The organism is Pseudoalteromonas sp. Ld20 (assembly GCF_045064175.1).
GTDB classification, from domain to species: domain Bacteria; phylum Pseudomonadota; class Gammaproteobacteria; order Enterobacterales; family Alteromonadaceae; genus Pseudoalteromonas; species Pseudoalteromonas neustonica.
On the sequence record NZ_JBISHB010000030.1, the window covers coordinates 263,070 to 288,275 of the forward strand.

Annotated in this window: 23 protein-coding genes; 7 read left to right on the forward strand and 16 right to left on the reverse strand. The window is 39.9% G+C overall.

The window, feature by feature from the left end; translation table 11 throughout:
- Positions 1 to 116 precede the first annotated feature (116 nt).
- From ACJJVX_RS06965 to gpmM, 4 genes are read right to left on the reverse strand one after another with little or no spacing between them, the layout of a single operon-like run.
- Positions 117 to 881, reverse strand: coding sequence for a divergent polysaccharide deacetylase family protein (locus tag ACJJVX_RS06965; RefSeq protein ID WP_099459006.1), 765 nt, complete (start codon positions 879 to 881; stop codon positions 117 to 119).
- Between the two features lie 40 nt (positions 882 to 921).
- Positions 922 to 2,181, reverse strand: coding sequence for a S41 family peptidase (locus ACJJVX_RS06970; protein WP_054454608.1), 1,260 nt, complete (start codon positions 2,179 to 2,181; stop codon positions 922 to 924).
- 36 nt (positions 2,182 to 2,217) lie between these two features.
- Positions 2,218 to 3,372, reverse strand: a complete 1,155-nt coding sequence (locus tag ACJJVX_RS06975) for a murein hydrolase activator EnvC (protein ID WP_064436063.1) — start codon at positions 3,370 to 3,372, stop codon at positions 2,218 to 2,220.
- 3 nt (positions 3,373 to 3,375) lie between these two features.
- Positions 3,376 to 4,920, reverse strand: coding sequence for a 2,3-bisphosphoglycerate-independent phosphoglycerate mutase (gpmM, locus tag ACJJVX_RS06980; RefSeq protein ID WP_405630759.1), 1,545 nt, complete (start codon positions 4,918 to 4,920; stop codon positions 3,376 to 3,378).
- 200 nt (positions 4,921 to 5,120) lie between these two features.
- Here gpmM and ACJJVX_RS06985 point away from each other — a divergent pair, with 200 nt between their 5' ends.
- From ACJJVX_RS06985 to gpsA, 4 genes are read left to right on the forward strand one after another with little or no spacing between them, the layout of a single operon-like run.
- Entirely contained in the window at positions 5,121 to 5,552 is a 432-nt protein-coding gene (locus ACJJVX_RS06985; RefSeq protein ID WP_054203069.1) for a rhodanese-like domain-containing protein, read from the forward strand.
- A gap of 31 nt (positions 5,553 to 5,583) precedes the next feature.
- On the forward strand, positions 5,584 to 5,841 hold the full coding sequence (grxC, locus tag ACJJVX_RS06990; protein ID WP_405630762.1) for a glutaredoxin 3: 258 nt from the start codon (positions 5,584 to 5,586) through the stop codon (positions 5,839 to 5,841).
- A 38-nt stretch (positions 5,842 to 5,879) separates the two neighbouring features.
- Positions 5,880 to 6,368 (forward strand): protein-export chaperone SecB, encoded by a 489-nt coding sequence (gene secB, locus ACJJVX_RS06995; protein ID WP_054203071.1) that lies wholly within the window; start codon positions 5,880 to 5,882, stop codon positions 6,366 to 6,368.
- Positions 6,369 to 6,371: 3 nt separating this feature from the next.
- Positions 6,372 to 7,379 carry an NAD(P)H-dependent glycerol-3-phosphate dehydrogenase gene (gene gpsA / locus ACJJVX_RS07000; protein WP_064436064.1) on the forward strand — a complete coding sequence of 336 codons (1,008 nt, stop codon included), beginning with the start codon at positions 6,372 to 6,374 and terminating at the stop codon, positions 7,377 to 7,379.
- Positions 7,380 to 7,431: 52 nt separating this feature from the next.
- Here the strand turns inward: gpsA and ACJJVX_RS07005 are convergent, their stop codons facing one another.
- Both ACJJVX_RS07005 and trmL read right to left on the reverse strand, forming a co-directional pair.
- Positions 7,432 to 11,292: a GGDEF domain-containing phosphodiesterase gene (locus tag ACJJVX_RS07005; protein WP_054203073.1), complete on the reverse strand. Its 3,861-nt coding sequence runs from the start codon at positions 11,290 to 11,292 to the stop codon at positions 7,432 to 7,434.
- 145 nt (positions 11,293 to 11,437) lie between these two features.
- Positions 11,438 to 11,902: a tRNA (uridine(34)/cytosine(34)/5-carboxymethylaminomethyluridine(34)-2'-O)-methyltransferase TrmL gene (gene trmL, locus ACJJVX_RS07010; protein ID WP_054203074.1), complete on the reverse strand. Its 465-nt coding sequence runs from the start codon at positions 11,900 to 11,902 to the stop codon at positions 11,438 to 11,440.
- A 107-nt stretch (positions 11,903 to 12,009) separates the two neighbouring features.
- Between trmL and ACJJVX_RS07015 the strand changes: the two genes are divergently transcribed.
- Positions 12,010 to 12,921 carry a cation diffusion facilitator family transporter gene (locus tag ACJJVX_RS07015; protein ID WP_082355676.1) on the forward strand — a complete coding sequence of 304 codons (912 nt, stop codon included), beginning with the start codon at positions 12,010 to 12,012 and terminating at the stop codon, positions 12,919 to 12,921.
- Here the strand turns inward: ACJJVX_RS07015 and ACJJVX_RS07020 are convergent.
- The 3 genes from ACJJVX_RS07020 to ACJJVX_RS07030 are packed head-to-tail and all read right to left on the reverse strand — an operon-like array spanning position 12,897 to position 15,928.
- Positions 12,897 to 13,841, reverse strand: a complete 945-nt coding sequence (locus ACJJVX_RS07020; protein WP_405630764.1) for an alpha/beta fold hydrolase — start codon at positions 13,839 to 13,841, stop codon at positions 12,897 to 12,899. The two genes, ACJJVX_RS07015 and ACJJVX_RS07020, sit on opposite strands and share 25 nt — an antisense overlap.
- Before the next feature lie 7 nt (positions 13,842 to 13,848).
- Positions 13,849 to 15,261, reverse strand: a complete 1,413-nt coding sequence (locus ACJJVX_RS07025) for an ATP-binding protein (RefSeq protein WP_054203076.1) — start codon at positions 15,259 to 15,261, stop codon at positions 13,849 to 13,851.
- Positions 15,239 to 15,928: a response regulator transcription factor gene (locus tag ACJJVX_RS07030; RefSeq protein ID WP_054203189.1), complete on the reverse strand. Its 690-nt coding sequence runs from the start codon at positions 15,926 to 15,928 to the stop codon at positions 15,239 to 15,241. The genes ACJJVX_RS07025 and ACJJVX_RS07030 overlap by 23 nt, the downstream gene beginning before the upstream one ends.
- A 170-nt stretch (positions 15,929 to 16,098) precedes the next feature.
- On the opposite strand from ACJJVX_RS07030, the gene ACJJVX_RS07035 reads away from it, so the two are divergent.
- Entirely contained in the window at positions 16,099 to 16,629 is a 531-nt protein-coding gene (locus ACJJVX_RS07035; protein ID WP_054454593.1) for a Spy/CpxP family protein refolding chaperone, read from the forward strand.
- Between the two features lie 105 nt (positions 16,630 to 16,734).
- Here the strand turns inward: ACJJVX_RS07035 and yacG are convergent, their stop codons facing one another.
- The 7 genes from yacG to nadC form a co-directional block, all read right to left on the reverse strand.
- Positions 16,735 to 16,965, reverse strand: coding sequence for a DNA gyrase inhibitor YacG (gene yacG / locus ACJJVX_RS07040; protein ID WP_054454591.1), 231 nt, complete (start codon positions 16,963 to 16,965; stop codon positions 16,735 to 16,737).
- A gap of 53 nt (positions 16,966 to 17,018) precedes the next feature.
- Positions 17,019 to 18,698: a type IV-A pilus assembly ATPase PilB gene (pilB, locus tag ACJJVX_RS07045; protein ID WP_054203079.1), complete on the reverse strand. Its 1,680-nt coding sequence runs from the start codon at positions 18,696 to 18,698 to the stop codon at positions 17,019 to 17,021.
- A 297-nt stretch (positions 18,699 to 18,995) separates the two neighbouring features.
- A complete protein-coding gene (coaE, locus tag ACJJVX_RS07050; protein WP_405630767.1) occupies positions 18,996 to 19,619 on the reverse strand; it encodes a dephospho-CoA kinase in 624 nt (207 codons plus the stop codon).
- 2 nt (positions 19,620 to 19,621) lie between these two features.
- Positions 19,622 to 20,533, reverse strand: a complete 912-nt coding sequence (locus ACJJVX_RS07055) for a prepilin peptidase (protein WP_405630770.1) — start codon at positions 20,531 to 20,533, stop codon at positions 19,622 to 19,624.
- A gap of 576 nt (positions 20,534 to 21,109) precedes the next feature.
- The gene (locus ACJJVX_RS07060) at positions 21,110 to 22,336 is read right to left on the reverse strand and encodes a type II secretion system F family protein (protein WP_405630773.1); all 1,227 of its coding nucleotides are present in this window, start codon (positions 22,334 to 22,336) and stop codon (positions 21,110 to 21,112) included.
- Positions 22,337 to 22,413: 77 nt separating this feature from the next.
- A complete protein-coding gene (locus ACJJVX_RS07065; RefSeq protein ID WP_405630775.1) occupies positions 22,414 to 22,851 on the reverse strand; it encodes a pilin in 438 nt (145 codons plus the stop codon).
- A gap of 482 nt (positions 22,852 to 23,333) precedes the next feature.
- The gene (nadC, locus tag ACJJVX_RS07070; RefSeq protein WP_405630777.1) at positions 23,334 to 24,179 is read right to left on the reverse strand and encodes a carboxylating nicotinate-nucleotide diphosphorylase; all 846 of its coding nucleotides are present in this window, start codon (positions 24,177 to 24,179) and stop codon (positions 23,334 to 23,336) included.
- Positions 24,180 to 24,659: 480 nt separating this feature from the next.
- Here nadC and ampD point away from each other — a divergent pair, with 480 nt between their 5' ends.
- Positions 24,660 to 25,205, forward strand: a complete 546-nt coding sequence (ampD, locus tag ACJJVX_RS07075; RefSeq protein ID WP_054203190.1) for a 1,6-anhydro-N-acetylmuramyl-L-alanine amidase AmpD — start codon at positions 24,660 to 24,662, stop codon at positions 25,203 to 25,205.
- Position 25,206 lies beyond the last annotated feature (1 nt).

Here is a 25,206-nt window from a genome sequence, read left to right on the forward strand (position 1 = left end):
CACAACCTACGTGATAAATTTAACGACGGCCTATGCTGTTTTCCTAGCTCCTTTTCTCTTGCAACTTGTGGCTTTTAACTTGCAATTTGACCGCTGACCGCTGACCGCTGACCGCTTTATCTTGCACTAACCTCTTTATGCTCCGCCTGTGCGAGCTGTATATACTTACGCTCTACTAGTTGTGATAGCGGTACAAGCTCAAAGCCTTGTTGTTCAAGCTCGGGTAGCATGCGCTGTAAAAATTCTATGGTTTCAGGGTGAGGGTGGGCGATGGCAATGGCGAAGTTATAACGATCTGCCTTATACTTAAGTTCGTTAAAGCGAAATTGTAACTGCTGTTCGTTGAGGATGTTGTCTAAAAATACATGGCGGCCAACATTTTCTACGCCATATAAATTAGCCACGTTTTGCGCTTGGCTTAAGCCGGTGGTGCGGCTGTCTAAAAAATAGAGGTTACGTTTTTTAAGCACTTCCATGGTCCACTTCATGGGTAAGCTCTCTTGCGTAAGTGCGGAGCCCATATGGTTATTAACCCCTTTCACTTGCGGTAAGCTGGCAAGTGCATTCCCTAAAGTATATTGCAGTTGTTCTTTGCTCATATCGCTGGTGAGTGCACCTGGGCCGAGAGCTTTACTAGTATCGAGCGCTTGCATTGGAATGTGCAGTAATAATTCTTTATTTGCTTTGCTTGCTAGGCGAGCAAAAATTTGTGAATAAGGGGTATGAGGCAAAATCGAGTACGATATTTTACCGGGTAAATTTAGGGTATTTAAGTCGCGCTGATGATTACCAATATCATCAATCACTATGGCTATTTGCTTACCTAAGGCAAGCGAGGGTAAGGTACAAATAACCAGTAATAACCAAGTCAGTTTTTTCACGTTTATAATTTTTATTATCTTTTTATGTGAGCTAAAACACTTATTTCATCGTGAGTAGCTGCTGCGCTTTTAATAGTAAAGGATCGCCTGGGCTGAGATCAGGCCACATGCGATTGCCGTTTCCTTGTTCGTTTTTTATTATAACGACTTTATCTATTTGTGAAAGTGCTGTTTGATTTATCGCCCAATCTGGAGTGATACCTATCCCGTCAATAGATTGTCCTGAAGGGGTGAAGTACTTTGCCGTTGTTAATTTGAGGGCGGTATTGCCGTTACCCAGCGGGATTAATGACTGCACTGAGCCTTTGCCGAATGATTGGCTCCCGATCAGGGTCGCTCTATGATTATCTTTTAATGCGGCGGCCAAAATCTCTGCCGCTGACGCGGAGTTTTCATTAATCAGCACAACGATTGGTGCGCCATTTAAGATATCACCTTTTTTTGCGCTAAAGCTTTGGTTAGCATCGTAAAATCGACCACGCGTAGTGACTATTGTGCCACTTTGCAAAAATAGATCTGAAACGGCTACTGCACTTTGTAATGTCCCGCCTGGGTTATCGCGTAAATCAAGTACTAAGCCTGTAAGTGAGTTGCCGTAATTACTTTGTAGTTTGGTAATTTGACGTGCTACCTCATGTAAAGTGTTGTTGCTAAAGTTATTAATTGCTAAGTAACCGATGCCAAATTCAGACAGTGAGCTGGTGACGCTCTCTAAACTGATCTCTGTACGAGTGAGTGCAAAGTCAATGGGTTGTATAGCATCGTTGCGTTTAATGGTTAATATTACTGTGGCTGTGTCGCTATTTCTAATCATGCTAGTGACTTGATTAATATCTTTATTCACGACTGACTGCTGATTAACAGCCAGAACAATATCGTTTTTTTGAACGCCAGCAATGGCCGCAGGGGAGTTTTTTATGGCATTTAAAATGATTATTTGCTTTTCTTGCTCTTTTACTTCAATACCGAGCCCTGTGTAACGACCATTGGTACTGCTAAAAAGGGCTTCGAGTTCTTTTTCGTCAAGGTACTTTGAGTAAGGATCTAATTTGGCTAACAGGGCTTCAAACGGTTGCGTTGTTTCAAAGCTTTGCTGCAAAGCGAGATCTTCAACGTAGTATGCGTGAATATTAAAAAGGATTTCGTTTTTTTGCTGGCTTTTTAAATCATTAACAGAGGTGACGGCAGCACTACTAAAGCTGATGCACAGTATACAGATAAGTAAAAAGTAACTTATTGAACAGTTAATAGCATAATGTTGTAACTGTTGTGAGATAGAGTGTATTTTTGTATTAAGCATCAGCTGCCTCCAGAGAGGGTGCAGCTGTTTAATCAATTAAATGCGTCTGCACCATTTTACAGGATTTACTGCGCGTCCTTTGTGGCGTATTTCAAAGTATAGACCAGAACTGGCTTGTCCGCCGCTTTGTCCTACTAATGCAATGGTATCGCCTTGGCGAACCATATCGCCTACGTCTTTTAATAAGGTTTGGGTATGGCCATATAAACTCATAAAGCCTTCGCCGTGGTCGATTACAATAACCCAGCCATAACCTTTCAACCAATCAGCAAATACTACTTGGCCGTTATGTACACTGTGTACATTGTTGCCTTCGTTAGCGCCAATAAGTACGCCTTTCCAGTCAATACCGCCATGTTTCTTTTGCCCAAAACTATGCTTAAGCTTGCCCTTTGTTGGCCAATTTAATTTACCTTTGCTAGTGCTTAAGCCAAGCAGCTCTACTTTTTGAGTTTTTTCTTGTTCGAGTGTTTGTAGGGTACTGAGTAGCGTTTTTTCGTTTTCTTTTAAATAATTGATCGAACTTTTAGTGGAGCTAAGTTTATTTTTTAAATCACGAATATTTTTTTTACGTTGTTGTTGCGCGGTAATAAGCGCTTGTTGCCGGCTTGCTTGCTCTTTGTGTAAGGTAACTAAGTGCTGGGTGGTTTTTTCAAGCTCGGTTTGTACTTTTTCAATTTCAATGAGGAGTTCTTTTAACTCATCGATTTGTTTAATGCGGGCTTTATTTAAGTAATTGTAATAACTTAATGTTCGCTCCATTTGTGCGGTGTTTTCTTGATTTAAAAGCATTTTAGAATAGTCATGACCGCCAGACATATAGGCGCTTTTAATTTGTGCGGCGAGAGCTTGTTGCTGTAATTTACGCTTTTTTTCTAAGGTATTAGCTTGCTGCTGTTGCTGTTTTTGTTGTTTTTTGGTTTCACTAATGGATTGTTCGGCAATGTTGAGTGCTTTGGCACTTTTAGCTATATCGAGTTCGTGCTGTTGTAGGTTTTTTTGTAGTTTTGCAATGTCGCTGCGCTGCGCTTGTAGTTGCGCTTCGGTTTGTTTGATTGCCGTTTGAATTTCAGATAAATCTTTTTTAGTACGATCTTCATTAGCAGTGGCAGGAGCCACCACTAATGAAGTGAATATTAACGCAGTAAAAGCGAGTGCACTAAACGTTAACGGGCTAATACTTTTTATCATGGTTTATTTCAGTGTCATGATTGGTGTGCCAGTCATTTCAACTGGCTGTTCCATGCCCATTAAGTGCAACATGGTTGGTGCTACATCACTTAATGCTTTACCTTCACTTGGCGTGGCATCGCGACCTACATAAATAAACGGCACCGGTTCGCTGGTGTGTGCGGTATGAGCTTGGCCAGTTTCAAGGTTAGCCATTTGCTCTGCATTACCATGATCGGCTGTAATAAGTGCTTCTCCGCCAAACTCGTTGAGCGCTGCAACAACACGGCCAATACAGTGATCAACCGCTTCACAGGCTTTAACAGCAGCTTCAAATACACCTGAATGACCGACCATATCACCGTTTGGATAGTTACAAATAATTGCGTCGTATTTGCCGCTTTTAATTGCGTCTACTAGCTTATCGGTGAGCATTTCTGAGTTCATTTCAGGTTGTAGGTCGTAAGTTGCAACTTGCGGTGACGGGATCAGCTCGCGTGTTTCGCCTTCAAATTCATTTTCACGTCCGCCACTAAAGAAAAACGTAACGTGTGCGTATTTTTCTGTTTCAGAGATACGCAGTTGGGTTTTACCGTGTTTTTCAAACCATTCACCCAGTACATTTGTTAAAGGCACGGGCGCGAATGCTGCTGGTGCGTCGATGTCAGCTGCGTATTCGGTTAACATCACAAAGGCACTTAACTGTGGTGCTTTTTTCTTGGTAAAACCGGCGAAATCTTTATCGACAAATGCGCGGGTCATTTCACGGGCGCGATCGGCTCTAAAGTTTAAGAATATAACGGTGTCGCCATCATTAATTTGTACGGCGTCTTGGTTTTGTGGTGCAATGGTCGTTGCAGCAACAAACTCATCGTTTTCATCACGTTCGTAAGCTGCGGCTAATGCATCAATAGCGTTTTCGTAGCTGTATTGTGCAATACCACTTACCATTAGGTCGTAGGCTTGCTCTACGCGGTTCCAGCGATTATCGCGGTCCATCGCGTAATAACGACCGATAACTGATGCTAAGCGCCCACAGTTTAATTCACTAAATAGAGCCTCTATACGCTCAATCGATGTTTTTGCGCTGCGCGGCGGGGTGTCTCGGCCATCTAAAAACGCATGAAAGTATACTTCTTTAGCACCACGTGCAGCGGCCATCTTGATTGCGGCAACAATGTGGTCTTCATGACTATGAACACCACCTGGGCTTAATAAACCCATTAAGTGCACTGCTTTACCTGCATTTACCGCTTTGTCGATATTCTCAACTAGCGTTGGGTTGTGTTCAAATTCACCATCATCTATCGATTTAGTAATACGGGTGAAGTCTTGATAAACCACGCGCCCTGCGCCAAGGTTTACATGGCCAACTTCTGAGTTGCCCATTTGACCATCAGGAAGACCAACATCTAAACCAGAACCTGAAATTAGAGTGTGCGGGCGAGTTGCCCAAAGTTCGTCTAAAACGGGCGTATTTGCCGCTAAGATTGCATTACTTTGTTCATCTTCACGGTATCCCCAACCATCTAAAATCATTAATACCAAAGGTTTTTTATGTTGTGTCATTTTTGCTCCTGAAAATTAGCTCCTGCCTAGCCTTAGCATACCGTGTTTTGTATTTATGATCAGCAATCAATGGGTGATATTAAAATATTTCACTCTCTGGTAATTTTTAATCAAGCACGTATACTTGCGTGGCTAGGGCAGTGCCCTTACGTTTAACCCCAGCGCTAAAGGCGCGGGACAATTTTCATAGTGGAAGACGCATGGATCAATATATAGAGTTTGTTAGTAATCACCCAATATTAAGTGCTGCTTGGGTAGGTTTGGTTGCGCTGATTGTGGGCGGCTGGTTTAAAAGTAAATTTTCAGCAATTCGCCAAATAAATCCACAGCAATTAACGTTATTAATTAACCGTGAAGACGGTCTTGTTGTCGATATTCGCGCTCAAAAAGAATTTAATAATGGCCGGATTGCAGGTGCTGAACACTTAAGCCCTGAAAAAGCGAAACAATCTGACTTCTCAAGCCTTGAAAAGTCTAAGAGTAAACCCATTATATTGGTATGTACCACAGGCATGACAGCCTCAGGTATCGCAACCGCTATGCATAAAGCGGGTTTTGAATCGGTTTATGTATTATCTGGTGGTATGGGTGCGTGGCAAAATGCGGGCCTTCCAACGACAACGGGTCGCTAATTTATTTAGTTAGGCCGATAGAGGAATTGTTATGAGTAATGTTGTTCTTTACACCAAAGCGTATTGTCCTTTTTGCCAGCGTGCATTGGCATTGCTAACAAGCAAAGGTGTGCAATTTACAAATATAGATATTGGTGTACAACCGCAATTACGCGATGAAATGATTGCCAAAGCTGGTGGCGGAAGCACAGTACCGCAAATTTTTATTAATGATGAGCATATCGGCGGTTGTGACGACATGATGGCTATAGAAGCCCAAGGCAAACTTGACGCTAAGTTAAACGCTTAAGCACTTATTATAAAAACGATTAAAAGTTAGGATTTATCATGAACGAAGAAAACCAAAACGTAGCAGCACAAGAAGAAACTGGCGCACAATTTACTATTCAACGTATTTACACAAAAGATGTGTCTTTTGAAACGCCAAATTCGCCTGCTATCTTTCAAAAAGAGTGGACACCGGAAGTTAAACTTGATCTTGATACACGTTCAAACAAATTAGACGAAGGTGTTTTTGAAGTTGTATTAGCGCTAACTGTAACGGCTTCTATCGGTGAAGAAACTGCGTTTTTATGTGAAATTCAACAAGCGGGTATTTTTACCATTGCTGAAGTTGAAGAAGTGCAACTTGCGCACATGCTTGGTGCATTTTGCCCTAACGTGTTGTTCCCATATGCACGTGAAGCGGTATCTAACCTAGTAAACCGTGGTACGTTCCCACAGCTTAATCTTGCACCTGTAAACTTTGACGCGTTGTTCGCGCAATACATGCAGCAACGTGCAGCACAAGCTGATCAGGCAACTGCAGACGCATAATTTATGAGTACAGCCAATTCAGCTGTTACTGTATTAGGGGCGGGGTCTTATGGCACCGCCCTTGCTATTTGCTTAGCCCGAAATGGTCACCAAGTGACTCTTTGGGGACGCAATAGCGACGACGTTGCCACGCTTGCAGCTGAGCGGAAAAATCAACGTTACCTTCCTGATGTCGCATTTCCGGACACCCTATTACTCGAAGCCGATTTACACACAGCCGTTACTGCTAGCAAAATTGTACTAGTTGTTGTGCCGAGCCATGCATTTGGCGATACGCTGCAGCAAATAAAACCTTCGTTGCTTGATGGTGCTGAAGTTGCGTGGGCGACCAAAGGGCTTGAGCCTGATACTGGGCGATTATTACAAGAAGTTGCTCAGCAAGAGTTAGGTGATGAAATACCGTTAGCGGTTATATCGGGTCCTACCTTTGCAAAAGAAATGGCAATGGGTTTGGTTACTGCTGTATCTGTTTCATCAACGTCTCCAAGCTTTGCTAAACAACTCGCTGATTTATTGCATTGTGGCCGCTCGTTTAGGGTGTATAACAATGATGACTTTATTGGAATTCAGCTCGGTGGCGCGGTTAAAAACGTGATTGCAATTGGTGCCGGTATGTCGGATGGTTTTGGCTTTGGTGCAAATGCACGTACTGCTTTGATCACTCGCGGTTTAGCCGAGCTATGTCGCTTAGGCTGCGCGCTGGGTGCAAAGCCCGAGACCTTTATGGGAATGGCTGGTCTTGGTGACCTTATACTAACTTGTACAGATAACCAGTCTCGTAATCGTCGATTTGGTATTGCGCTTGGAAAAGGTGAAACGGTCGACTCGGCCATGGAATCAATTGGCCAAGTTGTTGAAGGCTATCGCAACACCAAAGAGGTTTATTTACTCGCCCAGCGAACAGGTATTGAAATGCCTATCACTGAGCAAATTTATCAGGTTCTTTATCAAAATAAAGACGTGAAAGAAGCTGCAATGGCCTTATTGGGTCGAGAGCAAAAATCTGAGTAATGACTGATAAATAAGATAAAAAGCGCGATATTATCGCGTTTTTTATCTTCGTTTATAACTCATCAGTAAAGTCTGTGTCTTTTGGGGCGTTACTTTTGTTTACGAACTCCGCTACCTTATCTACATGTAATGGCCGACTGTAATAGTAGCCTTGCATATAACTACATCCCATTACATGCAGCATATAGGCTTGTGCTTTTGTTTCAACGCCCTCAGCGATAACATCAATATTTAAGTATTTAGCCAGACGAATAATTGTGGCCGTGATATTACGATCTTGTTCATTGTCGACGATGTCTTTAATAAATGAGCGATCTATTTTTAGTGTATCAATCGGAAAGCGTTTTAAGTACCCAAGGGATGAGTGCCCTGTACCAAAGTCGTCTAATGCAATTGTAAAGCCCAGTGCTTTCAAGCGGTTCATTTGTTGTTGTGCGAATTCAGGATTATCCATCATCGCACTTTCGGTTATTTCAAGCTCTACACATCGTGCAGGTACATCATAATTGGTTAGGCATTCGGTGAGGGTTTCAACTAAGCTGGATTGTTGAAAATGCAGGGCTGAAATATTAATGGCAACCTTTCCAAAGTTAACGTCTTGACTACGCCAAATCTCGAGTTGTTTAAACAACTGTTTCATTAGTAATAAAGTAAGTGGAATGATGGCACCATTTTGTTCTGCAATAGGAATAAACTCTGCAGGACTAATAATATTACTCCCTTCTTGGGGCCAGCGAACAAGCGCTTCAAAACCGTGAATTTGATCTTTATTTACATCATATTTAGGTTGGTAAAATAATTGAAAATCATCATTTTCAATTGCTCTAAATAGCGCACTTTCTTTACTGAGTGTATTTGGGTCGATGGTGTGTTTTGATTTATCAAAAAATTGGTAATTATTGTGTCCCATTTTTTTTGCGTGGTTAAGCGCGCTATTGGCACTGCGCATTAATGCATCACTGGTGTAGCCATTGTCAGGGTAAGTGGCAATGCCGCAGCAGGCTGATATTGAGCTTTCTATACCATTGAGTAAAAAAGGTGCTTGAAATTGTTTGAGGATATTGTCGGCCAATTTTTTTGCAAAGAAAATGGTCATGCCTGAATATAAGTAAGGGGGTACCAGTACGGCAAATTCATCACCACCTAATCGCGCTAATGTAAAACCGGAATCAAGCATTTGGGTTAATCGACCTGCGACTTCTTTTAATAACTCATCGCCAAGAGAGTGACCTAATGAGTCGTTAATTTTTTTAAAATTGTCTAAATCGATAAAGATGATCAATAAATTTGGAAAATTATTATTGCAACTGGCGATTGCTTTGTTAACGGATTCAATAAAAATAACTCTATTTGAAAGGCCTGTTACAGTGTCTCTAATGGTTAAGCGTAACATTGCTCGTTCATTGTTCTTACGCGCCGTAACATCGGAAAATAGACCAATGTAATGTGCATGGCTAGTTCGCAAGTTTGGAGTTTGCACTTTGGTAATAGAGAGATCGAGCGCATACGGTTGACCATCTTTTCGTAAATTCCAAATTTCACCAGACCAATAGCCATCAGCTTCTAGCTCATTATTAATAAGGTTTTCTAACTTATGATCGCGGCCATTTATGGTGAGTAATTTAGGTTTTTTGCCTATTACATCTTCAGGTTTATAGCCACAAATATGAGTAAACGCCGGATTAATTTGAGTGATTTGCAAATGTTCATCGGCAATCCAAATGGCATCTTTTGATTGCGCCATCAGTGCATTTGAAAGGTTATGCTTAGCGCTATTTTTTTGCTTAAGAATAATAAAAAACAATATTAAGATTAAGCTGATACCAAATATAATAGCTGCATAAGTGAACCAGTTAGGTATTAAAAAGGCTGTTTGCTTAATGTGTAAAACGAGCGGGGGACTATTTTCTTGATTGAGGTTTTTTACTTCTAAATAGGTATCGTGTAATAGGTTGGATAGGCTCAGCATATTTTGTGAAATAGGCAGCGTTTGCCATTCACCATAAGAGGTTAATCTATAACTGAGCTTTGCGGGCATATTGTTTAAGTTACCAAACCAAATTGTAGCCCCTTTGAGTGGTTGATCCGCCTGTACAGCATTTGTCGCTAAATGATAAAAGCTTTGGTTAGTGTGTTGGTAGTGCAATGTAAGTTTACTGATAGATAATGAATCAGTCAGTGGCGGCGTTTTATTTGATTGCGCTTCAAGTAAAACACTGTTTGTGTTGCTGTATAAAATTATTTTGTCTCGGTAACTGATAGTTAAGGGTGAGTTGGCAATGTGATCATTACTCGCAATGCCAACTATGTTGGCGCTGATGTTGTTATTGGCAATTTCATTCTCTTGGTTATCTACAGGGTGATAGAGCTTTATGCCTTGAGTGTCGCTTATCCATAAAGCATTTTTAGGGGCTTCATAAGTTGCGAATGTTGGAATTGCGCTTATCTTATTTAAGTTAAGAGTAATATCTTTAAGTATGTTTTCATTTTGTAGCTGTAATTCTCCTTTCCATAAACCGTGTGTTGTAGCCAGTAAAAATGTTGAAGAACTTGCTTGGTAGTGCAGGTTATTAATTTGACCTTCTGGCTTAGTTAATAAGGTTAATGGGGTTATTTGCCCATTTGCTACATAAAATAAGTGTTGATTAGTGGCTGCTATGTGATGAGTTTTCGAAAGTGAAGTTAAGGCAATGATTTCGTTAACTGGGTAGCGTTCAATGGTACGCTTTTGTGCAAGGTTATACTCAAGTAGTTGGCCTTTTGTTGCCACCAGTAAACTCGCTGGTAAGGTAAAGTTTAAGGCCGACACTTCATTATTTAAAATTAAATCAAATGTTTGTAATGAAGCATCGTATAGATAGAGCTCTTGGTTTGTTGCTATTGCCCACTTTTCGTCACGTAAATAATGTATTTTAGTTATTGTTTTATTGAGTGAAAAAGAGTGTATTTGTGTAAATGTTTTATAGTATTGCTGAATACGTGGGACTGGGCTATTGGTTATAGGTGTACTAACTAGGCGTAACTGAGGTGGGGTTAGCCAATTTTTATTAAGTAATTGCAACCATAACTGATCATTGCTTTGTTTTGTTGCTATGAATCGATTGGATGAATTGTAAAACAGAGGTTTAGCTTTGTTTGTTTTTAAGTTAAAGACAAAAGCTTGCTGCTTGTGCAGGTAATAAAGTTGCCCATTTAATAATTGCAGTTGCTGAGGGTTTTTGTGAACATTTGGCAGTTTTTGTGTGGAGCCGTTGTTATCGATTAAATATAGATTTCCTTGCTCTGTTTTATAAATTAGTTTTGGTGACGCTGTACTCGGTGCTAGCTGGTTTATTTTCTGTGGTGCAGTGAATTCAGTAGTGGTTCGATTTGTTGCTAAATCAAAGTGACTAATACGGTTATTTTGACTGTGGATCCATATGTGATTTTTATACCCTAACGCAATGTTCGAAATAGGGTTTTGTAGTGAGAGTAATTGATGTAATTTTTCTTCTTTGATTGTGTAAAGCTGGCCTTTTAACAGGAATAAAAAACCCTGTTCTGAATTTAATATTGGATGTGTAATAGGCGTATTAGTGAGTTGAACCAATTGATTGTTTATCAAGTTGATTAAACTTAAGCCCTGTGTGGTATTAATTAATAACCACGATTTATAAGCTGATATTTGCAAAATAGACTGCGATGGCAGGTTAGAAAAAGGCGCTGTTTGATTACTGAAAAGTGAATGACCGTCATAATTGAATACACCATTTTCTGTGGCAAGCCACATTGTATTGTTTATGTCATGAGTAAAATCATTAATAGTTGGTATGGCAAGTTGATTAGAATCCAAATCGGTAACATAAGAAATAGCAGGCGGGGAAATAAATAAGCTTATAAAGCAGCATACCTTTAATAAATAGTGCAATTGCATCCCACCAACTCTTAATTTGAATAACTAATAAATATTAGTTTAGGAAAAGTTTTATTGCGAGTTTGTGGGCGTGAAATATTTTTGATGGGTAGCTTAAATTGTGGCGGAGGGAGCGCGCCAGTAATTTATGGCGCTAAATATAAATTTATTGCGCGTTAGGAAATCCTAATTGACGCCATGATTCATATACGAAAACAGCTACGGCATTAGATAAGTTCATGCTGCGACTGTTCGCTTGCATTGGAATGCGTACACGTTGTTCATTTGGTAATGATTGAATTAGTTCGTCTGGTAGGCCGCGTGTTTCAGGGCCAAACACTAAACAATCACCTGCTTCGTAACTAGCTTGGTGGTGAAATTGACTGCCTTTGGTTGTACACGCATATACTTTTTTAGGTTTACACTTTTCTAAGTATGCTTCAAATGATGCGTGGCGTTGTACGTGGCTAAATTCATGATAATCAAGGCCCGCTCGTTTTACGCGTTTATCATCCCATTCAAATCCAAGTGGTTCAATTAAATGCAGTGCAAAGCCAGTGTTTGCACAAAGGCGAATAATATTTCCTGTGTTAGGTGGGATTTCTGGTTGGTATAAAACGATATCGAGCATGTGTGTGCCTTATTAAAAACAGTATTGATCGGCGCTGAGTATACACGAACTAAATAAAAAAAATGATATACTGATTATAACTAAGTCGTTTAATACGAAGGTAAGACGTGCATCAGCGTAGTTATGAGTTTTGGGTTAAAACCGCAAGTATAGTAACCATGGTAATGGTGAGCTTAATGATTGCAGCTAAATGCTGGGCCTGGTTGGCATCTGGCTCTGCTTCAATGCTTGGATCATTAACTGATTCATTAATGGATATAACCGCCTCTGCTATGAGCTTTTTAGTGCTTGGTTATGCGCTACGCCCCGCTGACGATGACCATCGTTTTGGTCATGGTAAGGCTGAAGCGTTGGCGGGACTAGGGCAAGCTGCATTTATTGCGGGCTCAGGGTGTTTGCTGGCATTTCATGGCATTGAAAGACTGTTTAACCCTGTGGAGCTCAACCACTCTATGCTGGGGGTTTGGGTAAGCATATTCGCTATTGCATGCACTTTGGTCGTGGTTTATGTGCAAACTAAAGTTATTAAGCATACCGAGTCTATTGCTATTAAAGCTGATTCAGTTCATTACAAGGGTGATTTGATTTTAAATGCTGCTGTGCTGGTGGCAATATTACTTGCGCAAAACGGTATGCTATATGCTGATCCGATTTTTGCGATAGGGGTTGCGGGTTACTTACTTTATAACAGTTGGGATATTGCAAGGCAAAGTGCCGATCATTTAATGGATAAAGAGCTTCCTGATGAAGAAAAAGCCGAGATCGTTTTAATTGCAAATAGCCACGAAGATGTTTTTGGAGTACATGATGTACGCACTCGCCAAGGTGGTAAAATTAAATTTATTCAAATGCATTTAGAGCTTGAAGATACATTACCGCTTATTCGTGCGCACCATGTTGCAGATGAAGTTGTCGCGATGATTCAACAAGAGTTTAATTGTGAAATGGATATTTTGATTCACCAAGACCCTATTTCTGTGTGCTATAAGGCAGCTCAAGTTAATGAGTTACAAAATTGATAAAAGCGGGTGAGTACGGCTTGGCGAATGTGATCTTGTTCAAATAGTAATTCGTGTTTTGCGCTTGGAAAAGTGTGTATTTTTGCGTTTGGTAGGCGTTTTACTAATTGTTGTTGTGCTTGGTTGTCGACGATAACATCGCACTGAGCACTGGCAACAAACAGTGGAATAGTGACATTTTGCTGTGCTAATTGGTCAATAAATTTAAAAACAGCATTGAGCCACCCATAAGTAACGCCACCAAGCTGTAAGCTTTTTTCACTTTCATAAGTTTGTCTAAAAAATTGATAACGTAATGGGCTGCTAGTGAGTGTGTTAACTGAAAACTCATCAGGGTGATAATCTTTTTGGCCAAGTGCGTAATATTGTTGACACCCTAATAAGCAGGCAATAGATGCGGCTAATTTTGCAATTGGTCTAGGTGTACCTTTAGTGTAAATATCAAACATTGGGGCCGACAAAAATACACCTTGATAGTTATGTTTATGCCGAGCTAAAAAATTATAAGCTATTGCGCCACCCATAGAGTGACCCAATAATATTTTTTTACCTTGCCAATGTTGTGCGATGACAGTTTTATCAAATAAGGCTAAATCATCCGCATAGTCATTAAATTTATTAACGTATCCTTTATGTGGGTTTGCTAATGTGCGATATGAGCGCCCTTGGCCTTGATGATCAATAATAAAAACGGCATACCCATTATTATAAAGCTCCCATATTAACTCTTGGTATTTATCAAGTCCTTCAATTCTTCCTGTGCTAATAACAATGGCTGTTTTAGCGTGTTTGGGTATGGCAAAACCATAGTATAAATTACCATGTGGTGTGCTTAAATACTGTGTAGTGAACTGCTGTGCAAAAAAGCGTTTGATAGTGCACTGTTGTGCTAATAGTTCTGACTCTGTGCTATAAAACATAGGGCTCTTAATGTTTATCCAAAGGTAATACAATTTGCACGCATAAACCGCCTTGCTGGTGATTATGTAATGTTAAGCTGCCATTATGAGCGATGATTGCATTTTTTGCGATAGCTAAACCTAAGCCCGTCCCACCGGAAGTCCTATCACGTGCATCTGATTGGCGAAAAAATGGCTCGCATAGCTTTGTTAAGTTTTCAGGTGCTACGCCGGGGCCATCATCACTGATTTCAATATAAATAGCATCGCTTTGCTGTAGAGTTAAGTGAATAGTATGCTCAGCATATTTAATTGCGTTACGCAGTACATTCTCTAGCGCACTGGCTATAAGCGCTTCATCACAGTTAAGTTCGGCGTTTAGTTGCCCATTTACGATGAGCTGTTTAGCGCTTTGGTTTGCTTCAAATTGAGCGTCATTGAGTACATGTTCAACAATGACTTCGATGGACTGTTTATGCAATGATAGCGCTTGGCTTTTTGCCTCTAAGCGCGATACTTGTAATACATCAGCAATCATTTTGTCTAGTTGATTAGCTTCTTTTTCTATACGTAGTAAGTAGGTTTGGTTTTCTTCTGGAGTTTGCATTTGAGCAAGGCCAGTTGCCATCTTTAGCCGAGTTAGTGGTGAGCGTAATTCATGGGATATATCAGCAAGTAAACGTTTTTGTGCTGAAAGTAATCGCTCTAATTGAATTGCCATGCTATTAAAGTCGCGGCCAAGTACGCCAAGTTCATCTTCTCTTTGAGGATCGATTTTTGCTCTTGCAGACAAGTCACCATTAGCAAGCGCGATAGCCGCTTGTTTTAAGCTATTTATAGGTGCAATTAAACTACGGCTGAACACAAAACTAAGCGCAAGCGAAGCGAGGAGTGCGATCAATATTTTTAACCAAATTGGCATTAACTTTAAGCGTATAAAGAATGGAGTTTGGTGATTTACATTAATTTCGTATAAGTAAAATAACCCTTCAGGCACATTGACTTTAATAGGGCCAAAGGCTTGATAGTGCTCAGTGAAAATAACTTGGGGTTCCATGCTCTTGGTAAAGTTAAGAAGGCTTAAGTCAACTTCATTTGGTGGTACTTGGCTACTGAGCGATAGCTCAGGTTGATCTGAGTTTAAATATAATAACTTACGCTTAGCTAAACGCGGGTGAGAGAGTATGTCACGAACTGATTTTTTGTGCCTAGTGACGCTGCGCTCAATGCTTTTAGCTGTGTACTCAAGGTTTTTTTGCATCGGCCCGCGTAGTTTTTCGTTACTAACTTGATTGGTTGCAATGTTGCTTAAAAACACTAATGAGGCAATTGTGCCTATAACAGTTAACCAAAACCACACAAAAATTTTAAAAAATAAAAACTTTTTAGGATGAATTAACCACTTTAAATTCGCTTTATTACTCGCCTTGGATAAAGACATAACCCGTTCCCCGCATCGTTTTTATCCGTTCAGTAATATTGAACTCAGCTATTTTTTTACGGATATTGCTTACATGCATATCAATAGAGCGGTCAAATGAAGCGAGGCGTCGGCCAAGTACTTGTTCACTTATTTGCTCTTTACTAACAACTTCGCCTGCGCTTTTAACTAATAACGCAAGTACTTCATATTCAGTGCCTGTTAGGCTTAATGGGTGCTCATCTACATAAGCTTCACGAGCAGCGAGATTAATAACTATGTTGTTCACTGATAACTTGTTTGCCGTGCTGTTACCTAAGCTGGTTATGTGTTCTATACGGCGTGTTATTGCTTTTACGCGAGCTAGTAACTCACGATGATTAAATGGTTTTGGAATGTAGTCGTCTGCGCCAAGCTCAAGGCCAAAAATACGATCAAAGTCCTCGCCTTTGGCTGTTAGCATAATAACAGGCGTTAATTTTGTTTGGCGTAACTGTTTTAAAACTTCAAAGCCATCTAGTTTAGGCAGCATTACATCCAGCAAAATCAAAGCGTATTCTTGGCTGAGTGCTTGTTTTAAACCTTGCTCACCATCGTGAACACATTCGACTTGATAGCCTTGTGCTGTTAAATATTCACTAAGTAGTTCGCATAAGCCAGTGTCATCATCAATCATTAGCAGTTTCATTTGCTTGCCTTTACCGTGCGGGAATAACTTCATTTTACGCTTTAAAGTGCTTAAAAGTGAACCTTTACACAACCTTTACATTGCTTTGCGTTGCTTTGCATTGCAGTTGTTATAGTTAATCCATCAACGAAACACACAATAAGTTCGCAACCAACCCAAAGGTAATTATTATGACTATGTCAGCTAAAATTTCTAAACTAGTATTAATTTGTGGTTTGGCAACCGCCTCTCTAGGCACTACAGCCGTAATGGCTAAAGAGGGTGGACACCATAAACAAGGTCACTCGCAGCAAAAGCATCAAGCACGTTTTTTATTGTCTGAACGTGGCGCTGATAAACTTAGCTTAACGCAAGCACAGCAAACTCAGCTACAAACTATTTTTGATGCGCAAAAAGCGCAGTTTAAAGTGTTACGCGGTGATGACAAAGAAGCGATGAAAAAAGCGCGTATGGCTCACAAAGAAAAAATGAAAACATTACTTGAAATGCCAACGTTTGATGAAGCAGCAGCCAAAGAATTACTTACTGAACGTCAAACTAAGGGCGAACAGTTTGCTTTAATTAACTTAAGAACTCAGCACCAAGTATGGCAAGTATTAAATGCCGAGCAACGTGAAAAGTACTCTGCAATGAAAAAACGCATGGGTAAAAAAGGTAAAGGCGGTAAAAAAGGCGACCGTGGTGAGAAAAAAGAAGGTTAATAATTAGCGGTATTAAAAGTAAAAGCGTGGGTTTAATAATCCACGCTTTTTTGTGTAGCAGCGGGTTTACCCCGCGTTAATATACAGCCCTGTAATTAATAACGGCTATTTAAAAAAATCGTCATCATTTTTAGCTAGCATTTCCTCTATGTCCTCAATCATATCTTGGCTAAGGTCATTGGCGCTGGTAATGGGGGCTGATATTTTATTGTTTTCAAGCGACCACTCACCTAAATCAATTAATTGACAGCGCTTTGAACAAAATGGGCGGTAAGGGCTTTCATCTGACCATTCAACTTGTGCTTTACAAGTTGGGCAGTTTACAACGGTTGGCATAGCATATTCTCATACATATTGTTTATGATTTTAAAAGCCTAGGTTTTAGGCTTTTAAAAACTCGTTACACGGTTTATTTCAGCTAATGATGTCATGCCTGCTGCAGCTTTTCTTAGGCCCGACAAACGCAGGTTATTAAACCCTGATCGTAATGATACTTCAGCAATTTCTAAAGAGTTACCACCGCGCATAATAATTTGTGCGATCTCAGGGGTAATTTGCATAACCTCATAAATACCGACACGGCCTTTATAGCCATCAGTACAACTATCACATCCTTTAGGTGCAAATAGGGTAAGCTCGCTTATTTGTTCAGGGCTAAAACCTTGGCGCTGTAATTCTTCACTTGGCAATGTTTCAGGTGTTTTACATTTTGGACATAAGCGACGTGCTAAACGCTGCGCAATGATCAAGCTAATTGAACTTGCAACGTTATACGCTGGTACGCCCATATTTAACAAACGAGTTAGTGTTTCAGGCGCTGAGTTAGTATGCAACGTGGACATTACCAAGTGACCTGTTTGTGCCGCTTTTATTGATATTTCAGCGGTTTCAAGGTCACGGATCTCACCCACCATGACGACATCAGGATCTTGACGCAAGAATGCTTTAAGGGCATTGGCAAAGGTCATATCAGCTCTCGGGTTGATCTGTACTTGGTTAATACCTTCGAGGTTGATTTCGACAGGATCTTCGGCGGTGCTGATATTACGCTCAGGTTGATTTAAAATATTTAAACCCGTATATAAAGACACCGTTTTACCAGAACCCGTAGGACCTGTAACTAAAATCATACCTTGAGGTTGCTGCAGTGCATCCATGTAAAGTTTTTTCTGCTCTACTTCGTAACCGAGCACATCAATACCAAGCATAGCGCTGGACGAATCAAGGATACGCATTACGATTTTTTCACCCCAAAGGGTGGGTAGGGTACTTACCCGGAAATCGATACTCTTACGCTCAGTGATTTTTAATTTAATACGACCATCTTGCGGTTTACGTTTCTCGGCAATATCTAATCGTGCCATTACTTTTATACGTGCTGATAAACGCGTTGCTAGACTATTCGGCGGACTGGCCATTTCATGCAAAATACCATCAATACGAAAACGCACACGGTACTTATGTTCGTAGGGTTCAAAGTGTAAATCGGAGGCGCCTTTTTTAATGGCATCCATCAATATTTTATTGATATAGACGATAATGGGTGCGTCGTCTTTTTCATCATCACCTTGATTTTGAGGCTCTTTTGGTGAGTCAGTATCTAAGTCACTAAACTCTTTAAATTCTTCATCGCTAAGGTGTAAACTGCCTGCTGCATCAAGAAGTTGTTCTATTTTAGCTTCTAGTTGGCGGTAATCAACAACGAGTACTTCACAAGATAACCCCGTACTAAACTCAAAGTTTTCAAAGGCACCATAATCAGTAGGATCAGAGGCTGCAATATAAAGTTTACGGCCTTTTTTAACTAGAGGTAGAATATGATGCTCACGAATGAGTTTATCTTTAACCAGCTCTTTAGGTATTAGCTCTACATTAAAGTCTTTAATATCAAAATAAGGAACGCGGAATAGATCAATGCATTGTTCTGCAAGTTCATGGCCGTCAATGCCACCGCATTTCGCTATTAGTTCTGCAGTTGAGCTAAATTCACGCTGTTTTAACTTAACAGTTTCGGCGTCAATTCGGCCAAGCGTGATAAACTTTCTAAGTAATGGTGAGTTAATATTCATTGCGCACCTTTGTAAACACCTCTCATAGTCAGCAATTTATCAGAAAAGAGCAGGGTATAATACCAATTTTATTAAAAACGTGATCATTCTAGCGAATTAAATAACTCACTAACTGCGTTGAAAATTACTTATATAGAACAACTATATATCATAATTTTTGCCTTGTTATTGAGCCATTTTCTTGTCGCAATAATAGATCACTAATTTAATGCAATTGGTATAACATTAGTCTTTCTAATTTAGTATGATTTGCCAACTAAAATATTAAAAATTTATAATTTATTAGGAATATGTAGCTTAAATTTTAGATTCATTGGCCAATGCCATGTAACGTTGATGTAATAGCGTTACGTCTTGGGCTACTAAGCTTAATGCGCGATTATTATCTAGGATATCAGTTGCTTTAGCCTGTTTATCTTCTCGGCTCATTTGCGCTGCAATTATACTGTTGGCTTGTGCTAGGCTTATATTGTCTCTTGCTATTGTTCGTGCAACTTGTACTTCGATTGGCACATCAATCACCAAAGTACGATTACAGTATTTATCTAGCTGGTTTTCAAATAATAAAGGCGCAGTTAGTATTACATAAGGGCTAGATGCAGCATTTAGATCCGAGATGGTTTTTTCACGAATTAACGGGTGTAAAAGGGCATTAAGCCAATATTTCTGTTCACTATCAGCGAAAATAATTTCTCTAAGCTTTGTACGGTTTAACGTACCATCATGATTGAGAATATCAGCGCCAAAATGCTTACCTATTTCATGTAAGCCAATGCTATCAAGGGCGACTACTTGACGAGCAATGATATCAGCATCAACTACTGTGATGCCATGCTGTTCAAATAGCTCACTGACAGCACTTTTTCCACAGCCTATGCCCCCCGTTAAACCTAGAATCCAATTGTTTTTAGAGCGTGCCATAACTAGTAGCCAAGCCAGTTATAGTACATCTGTTGAATTTGCGTACCCCACAATAATGCAACCCAGCCGGCAATGGCTAAATAGGGGCCAAATGGAATAGGAGTGGCTTTATCTTTACCTTGTATACTTAAAAGTGTAATACCAATCACAGCCCCCACAACACTTGAAAGCAAAATGATAGTGAGCAGTGCTTGCCATCCTAAAAGTGCGCCAAATACGGCTAGTAATTTAAAATCACCATAACCCATTCCTTCTTTACCTGTGATCAGCTTAAATAGCCAAAAAACGCTCCATAAGCTTAAATAGCCACAGGCCGCCCCGATAATTGCATCGGCAGGAGAAATAGTAATTCCCATTACAGCTGCAATAAGTGCCAACCACACCAAAGGCAGGGTTAGTTGATCTGGCAGGAGCATATGATCAATATCAATAAAGGTGAGTGCCACTAATACCCAAGTGATAAAAATATATAGCGCAGCTTGTTCAGTAACACCAAAGGTGTAAGCGACGATTAAACTCATCACGGCTGTGAGCATTTCAATGATAGGGTAACGTATCGAAATAGGGTTACTGCAACTACCGCAACGGCCTTTTAAAAATAGCCAGCTAATTACAGGAATATTTTGCCATGCTTTAATTGCAGTTTTACATTTTGGACAAGTCGAGTTTGGTTTTACTAAATTAAAAGGCTCAGTAATTACGTCATCAGTGCGTTTGTTTTTAGCGTGAGTGAGTTCATCATCGAGCAGCAAGCGACACTCAGTTTGCCACTCTCGTTGCATCATAACGGGTAAGCGATAAATAACGACGTTTAAAAAACTGCCAATACAAAGGCTAACAAGGCCTACTGTAAGTAAATAAAACCACAGCTGGTCTTGCATCACTGTAATTATATCGAGAAAAAAATTTTGCATTATATTACCTAAAAAATGATTTAATAAATCAACCTAAAACAGTCCTGAAAATTAAATGAAAAATCCCGAGTCTACGCACATTCAAACACCGCGCCAATGTAGGTCGTCATTTATGACGACAATGACTATTTTTACCACCGATTGCACAGAAGCGCAGCGCGCTACATCTAGAAAACCCATGTAGGCCGTCATTCATGGCGACAATGATTATTTTCACCACCGATCGCACATAAGCGCAGCGCGCTACATCTAGAAAACCCATGTAGGTCGTCATTCATGGCGACAATGATTATTTCACCACCGAGTGCACAGAAGCGCAGCGCGCTACATCGAGAAAGTCCGGGTGATAAAAATATAAATAATTCGCAGCTAAAGCTGGCTCCTACGTGAATGTATTTCCATAGAAAACGGCTACAGGCATAGCTTTACCCAAACTCACAGCAATGTCCCTACAATAAATAAAAAGAGCTTGCATTGCTGAATATAAATTCGGAATATTTTTTCTTACAGCTTACAGCTTACAGCTTACAGCTTACAGCTTACAGCTTACAGCTTACAGCTTACAGCTTACAGCTTTTATATAACCGAACCTAGTTGGAAAATCGGTAAGTACATCGCAATAATTAAACCACCGACTAATACACCAAGCACCGCCATAATGAGTGGTTCTAGCAGGCTAGATAAGCCATCAACTGCATCATCAACTTCTTGCTCATAAATAGTGGCAACTTTTGCAAGCATGCCATCTAAAGAGCCGGATTCTTCACCAATAGCGACCATTTGAATAACCATATCAGGGAATATTTTTGAGTTGCGCATTGCCCAGTTCATTTGATTGCCTGAGCTTACCTCGGCCTTAATATCTAAAATAGCATAACGGTAAACAGCATTACCCGAAGCACCTGCAGCAGAATCAAGCGCATCAACTAGCGGTACACCCGCCGCAAAAGTGGTCGAAAGAGTACGCGCATAGCGGGCAACGGCGGCTTTATTTAATATCATACCAATTACAGGGAGCTTTAATATTGCACGGTCGTTGGCATCACGCAGTTTTTTACTTTTTAATAAAGCCTCTTTGTAAGCGTAACCAGCCACCACCATAATTATAAGAATGACCCACCAATACTCTTGCATAAATTCAGATATGCCAATAACCATTAAAGTGAATGCTGGAAGCTCTGCGCCAAAGCCGGCAAAAATATCCTGAAATTGCGGTACCACAAAAATAAGCAAGATAGAGGTAACAATAAGTGCCACAACGAGTACGGCAATAGGATAAAACATGGCTTTTTTAATTTTTGATTTTAGTGCTTCGGACTTTTCTTTATAAAGAGCGACACGATCAAATATTTTATCAAGAGCACCTGATTGTTCGCCAGAGGCGACTAAGTCACAGTATAAATCATCAAAATAACGCGGATGCCTGCGAAGAGCATCAGATAATGTACCACCAGCTTTTACCTCGCCACCAATGGTTTCCATTAACTTACCCACACTTTTATTGGTAGAACCGGAACCTATCATTTCGATTGATTGAATTAAGGGCACCCCAGCCATTAGCATGGTAGCGATTTGCCGTGTAACCAAGGCAATGTCTTTGGGGGTTATTTTTTGCATACGCGTACCAAACAAAGGTTTGGCCTTGCGTTTTACTTTAGAGGGAGTTATACCTTGCTTACGTAACTGAGCTTTTACTAATGAAATACTCGCTCCAGTTATTTCACCTTCAAGGCGTTTGCCACGAGCACTTACACCGATCCATTGAAAAGTATCTAATCCAGCATTTTCATTTTTATTTGCCATATTAACTCAGTTATTTTTATTTACATAAAAAAGCTGAGCAAACAAAATGTTTGCTCAGCTTAGACATAAAAGGTTTATTAACGACAGTTTGCAGGTAAGTACTTATCTGCAACAGTACCTGTATTACATGACCAAACAATGCTGCCAGGGTTTGTAGCTACGTCTGGCACCAAGATTAGAGTTGCATCATCAACAACTTTTGCATTGAAAGTTACAGTGATTGAACCACCAGCGCCAATTGCAACTGATTTAACAGCGTTACCAACAATTTCAGTGTTAGCTGGTAAACCTGCCGCAGCATTAGTTCCAGGTAAAGTTGCTTGAGATGTATAGAATTCTGTTACAGCTGATTTAGCTGAGGCACCTAAGTTCATGCCTTCGCTAACATGTGCTCTTTTGGTGTAATCCTGATATGCAGGAAGTGCTACTGCAGCAAGAATACCGATGATTGCTACTACAATCATTAATTCAATTAGGGTAAAACCCTTTTGTTTCTGTTGTGTCATTTTTTCCATGTTCCTCTCCTAAAGGATAGTGATTTTTTTGTAAGCTAAGTAGTTTTATGAGTAAATAAAACATGTTTATCTTACGGTTTTTTAAAAAAGATTATTTTAATTCTTATACCTACCCAAAATTGATTGGAAATAGGCGTTTAGAATTACTTTAGCACTAAAATAGCTTTTTGAAAGCTGTTTTGCACTGAACTCATAGAATTTTAGGAACTTTCTGAGAGTTTAATGCGCGACTAAATTCAAAAAACAAGTGATTATTTTTATCAGATGATTTTTGAATATAAAAAACACATCCGTATAAAGCTTTTGTATTGCTTAGGGAGAGTTTCGCTCATCCTTGCGGCTTACTTTATCACTATTTTAATGTAAAAGTGATACTGAAATTAACAGTTTGTTACAAAATAATCCTTTCGTCGTATTTAATGCTTTTTTGGTCAATTTGTCAACGGATTAGGTAAAAATTAAATAATTTATTTGTAGAATTTTTACTCGAAACGCATAGATAAGTCGATAGATTGTAAGTTTTTTGTAAGTGCGCCACTGGAGATAAAATCAACCCCTGCTTGTGAGTAGGTTCGTAGTGTTTCTAAGGTCATATTACCAGAGACTTCTAATTTGGCGCGTTTATTGGTAAGTACAACCGCTTGTTGAATCTGCTCAACGCTAAAGTTATCAAGCATTATAATATCAGCACCGGCATTAATGGCTTGATCTAGCTCATGAAGTGATTCAACTTCTACCTCTACAGGTTTAGTTGGGTGATTTAGTTTTGCTTGAGCTACGGCTTTATCAATACCACCACAGGCGGCTATATGGTTTTCTTTAATTAAAAACGCATCAAATAAGCCTATACGGTGATTTTCCCCGCCACCACATTTAACTGCGTATTTTTGTAGGGCACGCATACCTGGAATTGTTTTACGAGTATCAAGTAATTGGGTATTGGTGCCATAGAGCTCTTTTACGTAATGCGCGGTTGTTGTAGCAGTGCCAGAGAGTGTTTGCACAAAATTAAGTGATGTACGCTCGGCGGTTAAAATCGCGCGTGCTGAACCTGATGCTGTAAATAGGGTGTCGTTAGCTTTTACCGTATCACCATCGTTTACCAGTACATTGACTGTGATGCTAGGGTCAACTTGGCTGAATACTTCTATAATAATGTCTTTACCACAAAAAACGCAGTCTTCACGGGTGATCACTTTTGCATTGGCTTGTTGTGATGCTGGAATTAATTGCGCAGTGATATCGCCTTGCTCAGCAGTTTGATAATTTAAATCTTCATCAAGGGCAAGTTTAACGAGTTGGCTTAATAGGCTGTGTGGGATAGACATTATAAAAGCTCATTATAATTAGGAAATTGCACAAATTTTACATGGTTTGATGAGTGAATAGAAGAGCTATCAGCCGCCCAGCATATATTGTAGGTCGTCATTTATGGCGACAGTGTTTGTTATTTTAATGTTGGCGCGCTAAAACGCGACCTACAGGATCGTTTTCTAGTAATATGTAGGCGTGGGTTTATCTTGCGCAATTAAAGTTCTTTAAGTGCCTAATTCACCACAGAGGACACTGAGTTCACAGGGAAGAAATAAGTGATGTTTTACTTGGGTTTTCTCGGTGGTAAAATAGCCATTGTCGCCATAAATGACGACCTACAGGATCGCGGTGCTAGCAATATGTAGGCGTGGGTTTACTCTGCTTAAATGTTAGGGCAGTCGCGGTATAAACCTGCAGCTACGTTTTATTACTTTGCTGTCATTGTGCTTAAAAATCTATTAGCATCTTACTATGTACTTATTTACAGATACATTATGAAAATAAACTCTTTTGGCGTCGTTGATACGGCGATTCAGCGACCATGCACATATTTTGATGAGCGCCCGAATGATGAAGGTATTTCTTTATTGGTCATCCATAATATTTCTTTACCGGCAGGGCAGTTTGCTACGCCATATGTAGATGATTTATTTATGGGGTGTATTGATCATCAAGCTCACCCTAGCTTTAGTGATTTACAAGGTTTGAGAGTCTCTGCACATTGCTTTATTAAGCGCTGCGGTGAGATAGTACAATACGTACCTTTTAGTAAGCGCGCTTGGCACGCTGGGCGGTCTGAATTTTTAGGGCGCAGCCAGTGTAATGATTTTAGTATTGGTATTGAGCTTGAAGGGACTGATACAACGCCATATACCCAAAACCAATATAATGCATTACAATCCTTAACTAACGCATTGACTAATAAATATTCAGCGATTACTCAGGAGCGAATTGTTGGACATTGTGATATTGCGCCTGGACGAAAAAGTGATCCTGGTGAGAGTTTTGATTGGCAGTTTTATTTTGCCGGACTATTTTAAA

What these genes read in the sequence shown, in the direction of transcription:
- ACJJVX_RS06985 (WP_054203069.1), top strand. Translation starts at nt 5,121, where the DNA reads ATGGATCAATATATAGAGTTTGTTAGTAATCACCCAATATTAAGTGCT.
- ACJJVX_RS07030 (WP_054203189.1), bottom strand. Translation starts at nt 15,928, where the DNA reads ATGAAACTGCTAATGATTGATGATGACACTGGCTTATGCGAACTACTT.
- ACJJVX_RS07005 (WP_054203073.1), bottom strand. Translation starts at nt 11,292, where the DNA reads ATGCAATTGCACTATTTATTAAAGGTATGCTGCTTTATAAGCTTATTT.
- secB (WP_054203071.1), top strand. Translation starts at nt 5,880, where the DNA reads ATGAACGAAGAAAACCAAAACGTAGCAGCACAAGAAGAAACTGGCGCA.
- ACJJVX_RS07055 (WP_405630770.1), bottom strand. Translation starts at nt 20,533, where the DNA reads ATGCAAAATTTTTTTCTCGATATAATTACAGTGATGCAAGACCAGCTG.
- ACJJVX_RS07060 (WP_405630773.1), bottom strand. Translation starts at nt 22,336, where the DNA reads ATGGCAAATAAAAATGAAAATGCTGGATTAGATACTTTTCAATGGATC.
- trmL (WP_054203074.1), bottom strand. Translation starts at nt 11,902, where the DNA reads ATGCTCGATATCGTTTTATACCAACCAGAAATCCCACCTAACACAGGA.
- ACJJVX_RS07020 (WP_405630764.1), bottom strand. Translation starts at nt 13,841, where the DNA reads ATGTTTTATAGCACAGAGTCAGAACTATTAGCACAACAGTGCACTATC.
- ACJJVX_RS06975 (WP_064436063.1), bottom strand. Translation starts at nt 3,372, where the DNA reads ATGATAAAAAGTATTAGCCCGTTAACGTTTAGTGCACTCGCTTTTACT.
- nadC (WP_405630777.1), bottom strand. Translation starts at nt 24,179, where the DNA reads ATGTCTATCCCACACAGCCTATTAAGCCAACTCGTTAAACTTGCCCTT.
- gpsA (WP_064436064.1), top strand. Translation starts at nt 6,372, where the DNA reads ATGAGTACAGCCAATTCAGCTGTTACTGTATTAGGGGCGGGGTCTTAT.
- pilB (WP_054203079.1), bottom strand. Translation starts at nt 18,698, where the DNA reads ATGAATATTAACTCACCATTACTTAGAAAGTTTATCACGCTTGGCCGA.
- ACJJVX_RS06970 (WP_054454608.1), bottom strand. Translation starts at nt 2,181, where the DNA reads ATGCTTAATACAAAAATACACTCTATCTCACAACAGTTACAACATTAT.
- ACJJVX_RS07065 (WP_405630775.1), bottom strand. Translation starts at nt 22,851, where the DNA reads ATGGAAAAAATGACACAACAGAAACAAAAGGGTTTTACCCTAATTGAA.
- ampD (WP_054203190.1), top strand. Translation starts at nt 24,660, where the DNA reads ATGAAAATAAACTCTTTTGGCGTCGTTGATACGGCGATTCAGCGACCA.
- coaE (WP_405630767.1), bottom strand. Translation starts at nt 19,619, where the DNA reads ATGGCACGCTCTAAAAACAATTGGATTCTAGGTTTAACGGGGGGCATA.
- ACJJVX_RS07035 (WP_054454593.1), top strand. Translation starts at nt 16,099, where the DNA reads ATGACTATGTCAGCTAAAATTTCTAAACTAGTATTAATTTGTGGTTTG.
- ACJJVX_RS07025 (WP_054203076.1), bottom strand. Translation starts at nt 15,261, where the DNA reads ATGTCTTTATCCAAGGCGAGTAATAAAGCGAATTTAAAGTGGTTAATT.
- yacG (WP_054454591.1), bottom strand. Translation starts at nt 16,965, where the DNA reads ATGCCAACCGTTGTAAACTGCCCAACTTGTAAAGCACAAGTTGAATGG.
- gpmM (WP_405630759.1), bottom strand. Translation starts at nt 4,920, where the DNA reads ATGACACAACATAAAAAACCTTTGGTATTAATGATTTTAGATGGTTGG.
- grxC (WP_405630762.1), top strand. Translation starts at nt 5,584, where the DNA reads ATGAGTAATGTTGTTCTTTACACCAAAGCGTATTGTCCTTTTTGCCAG.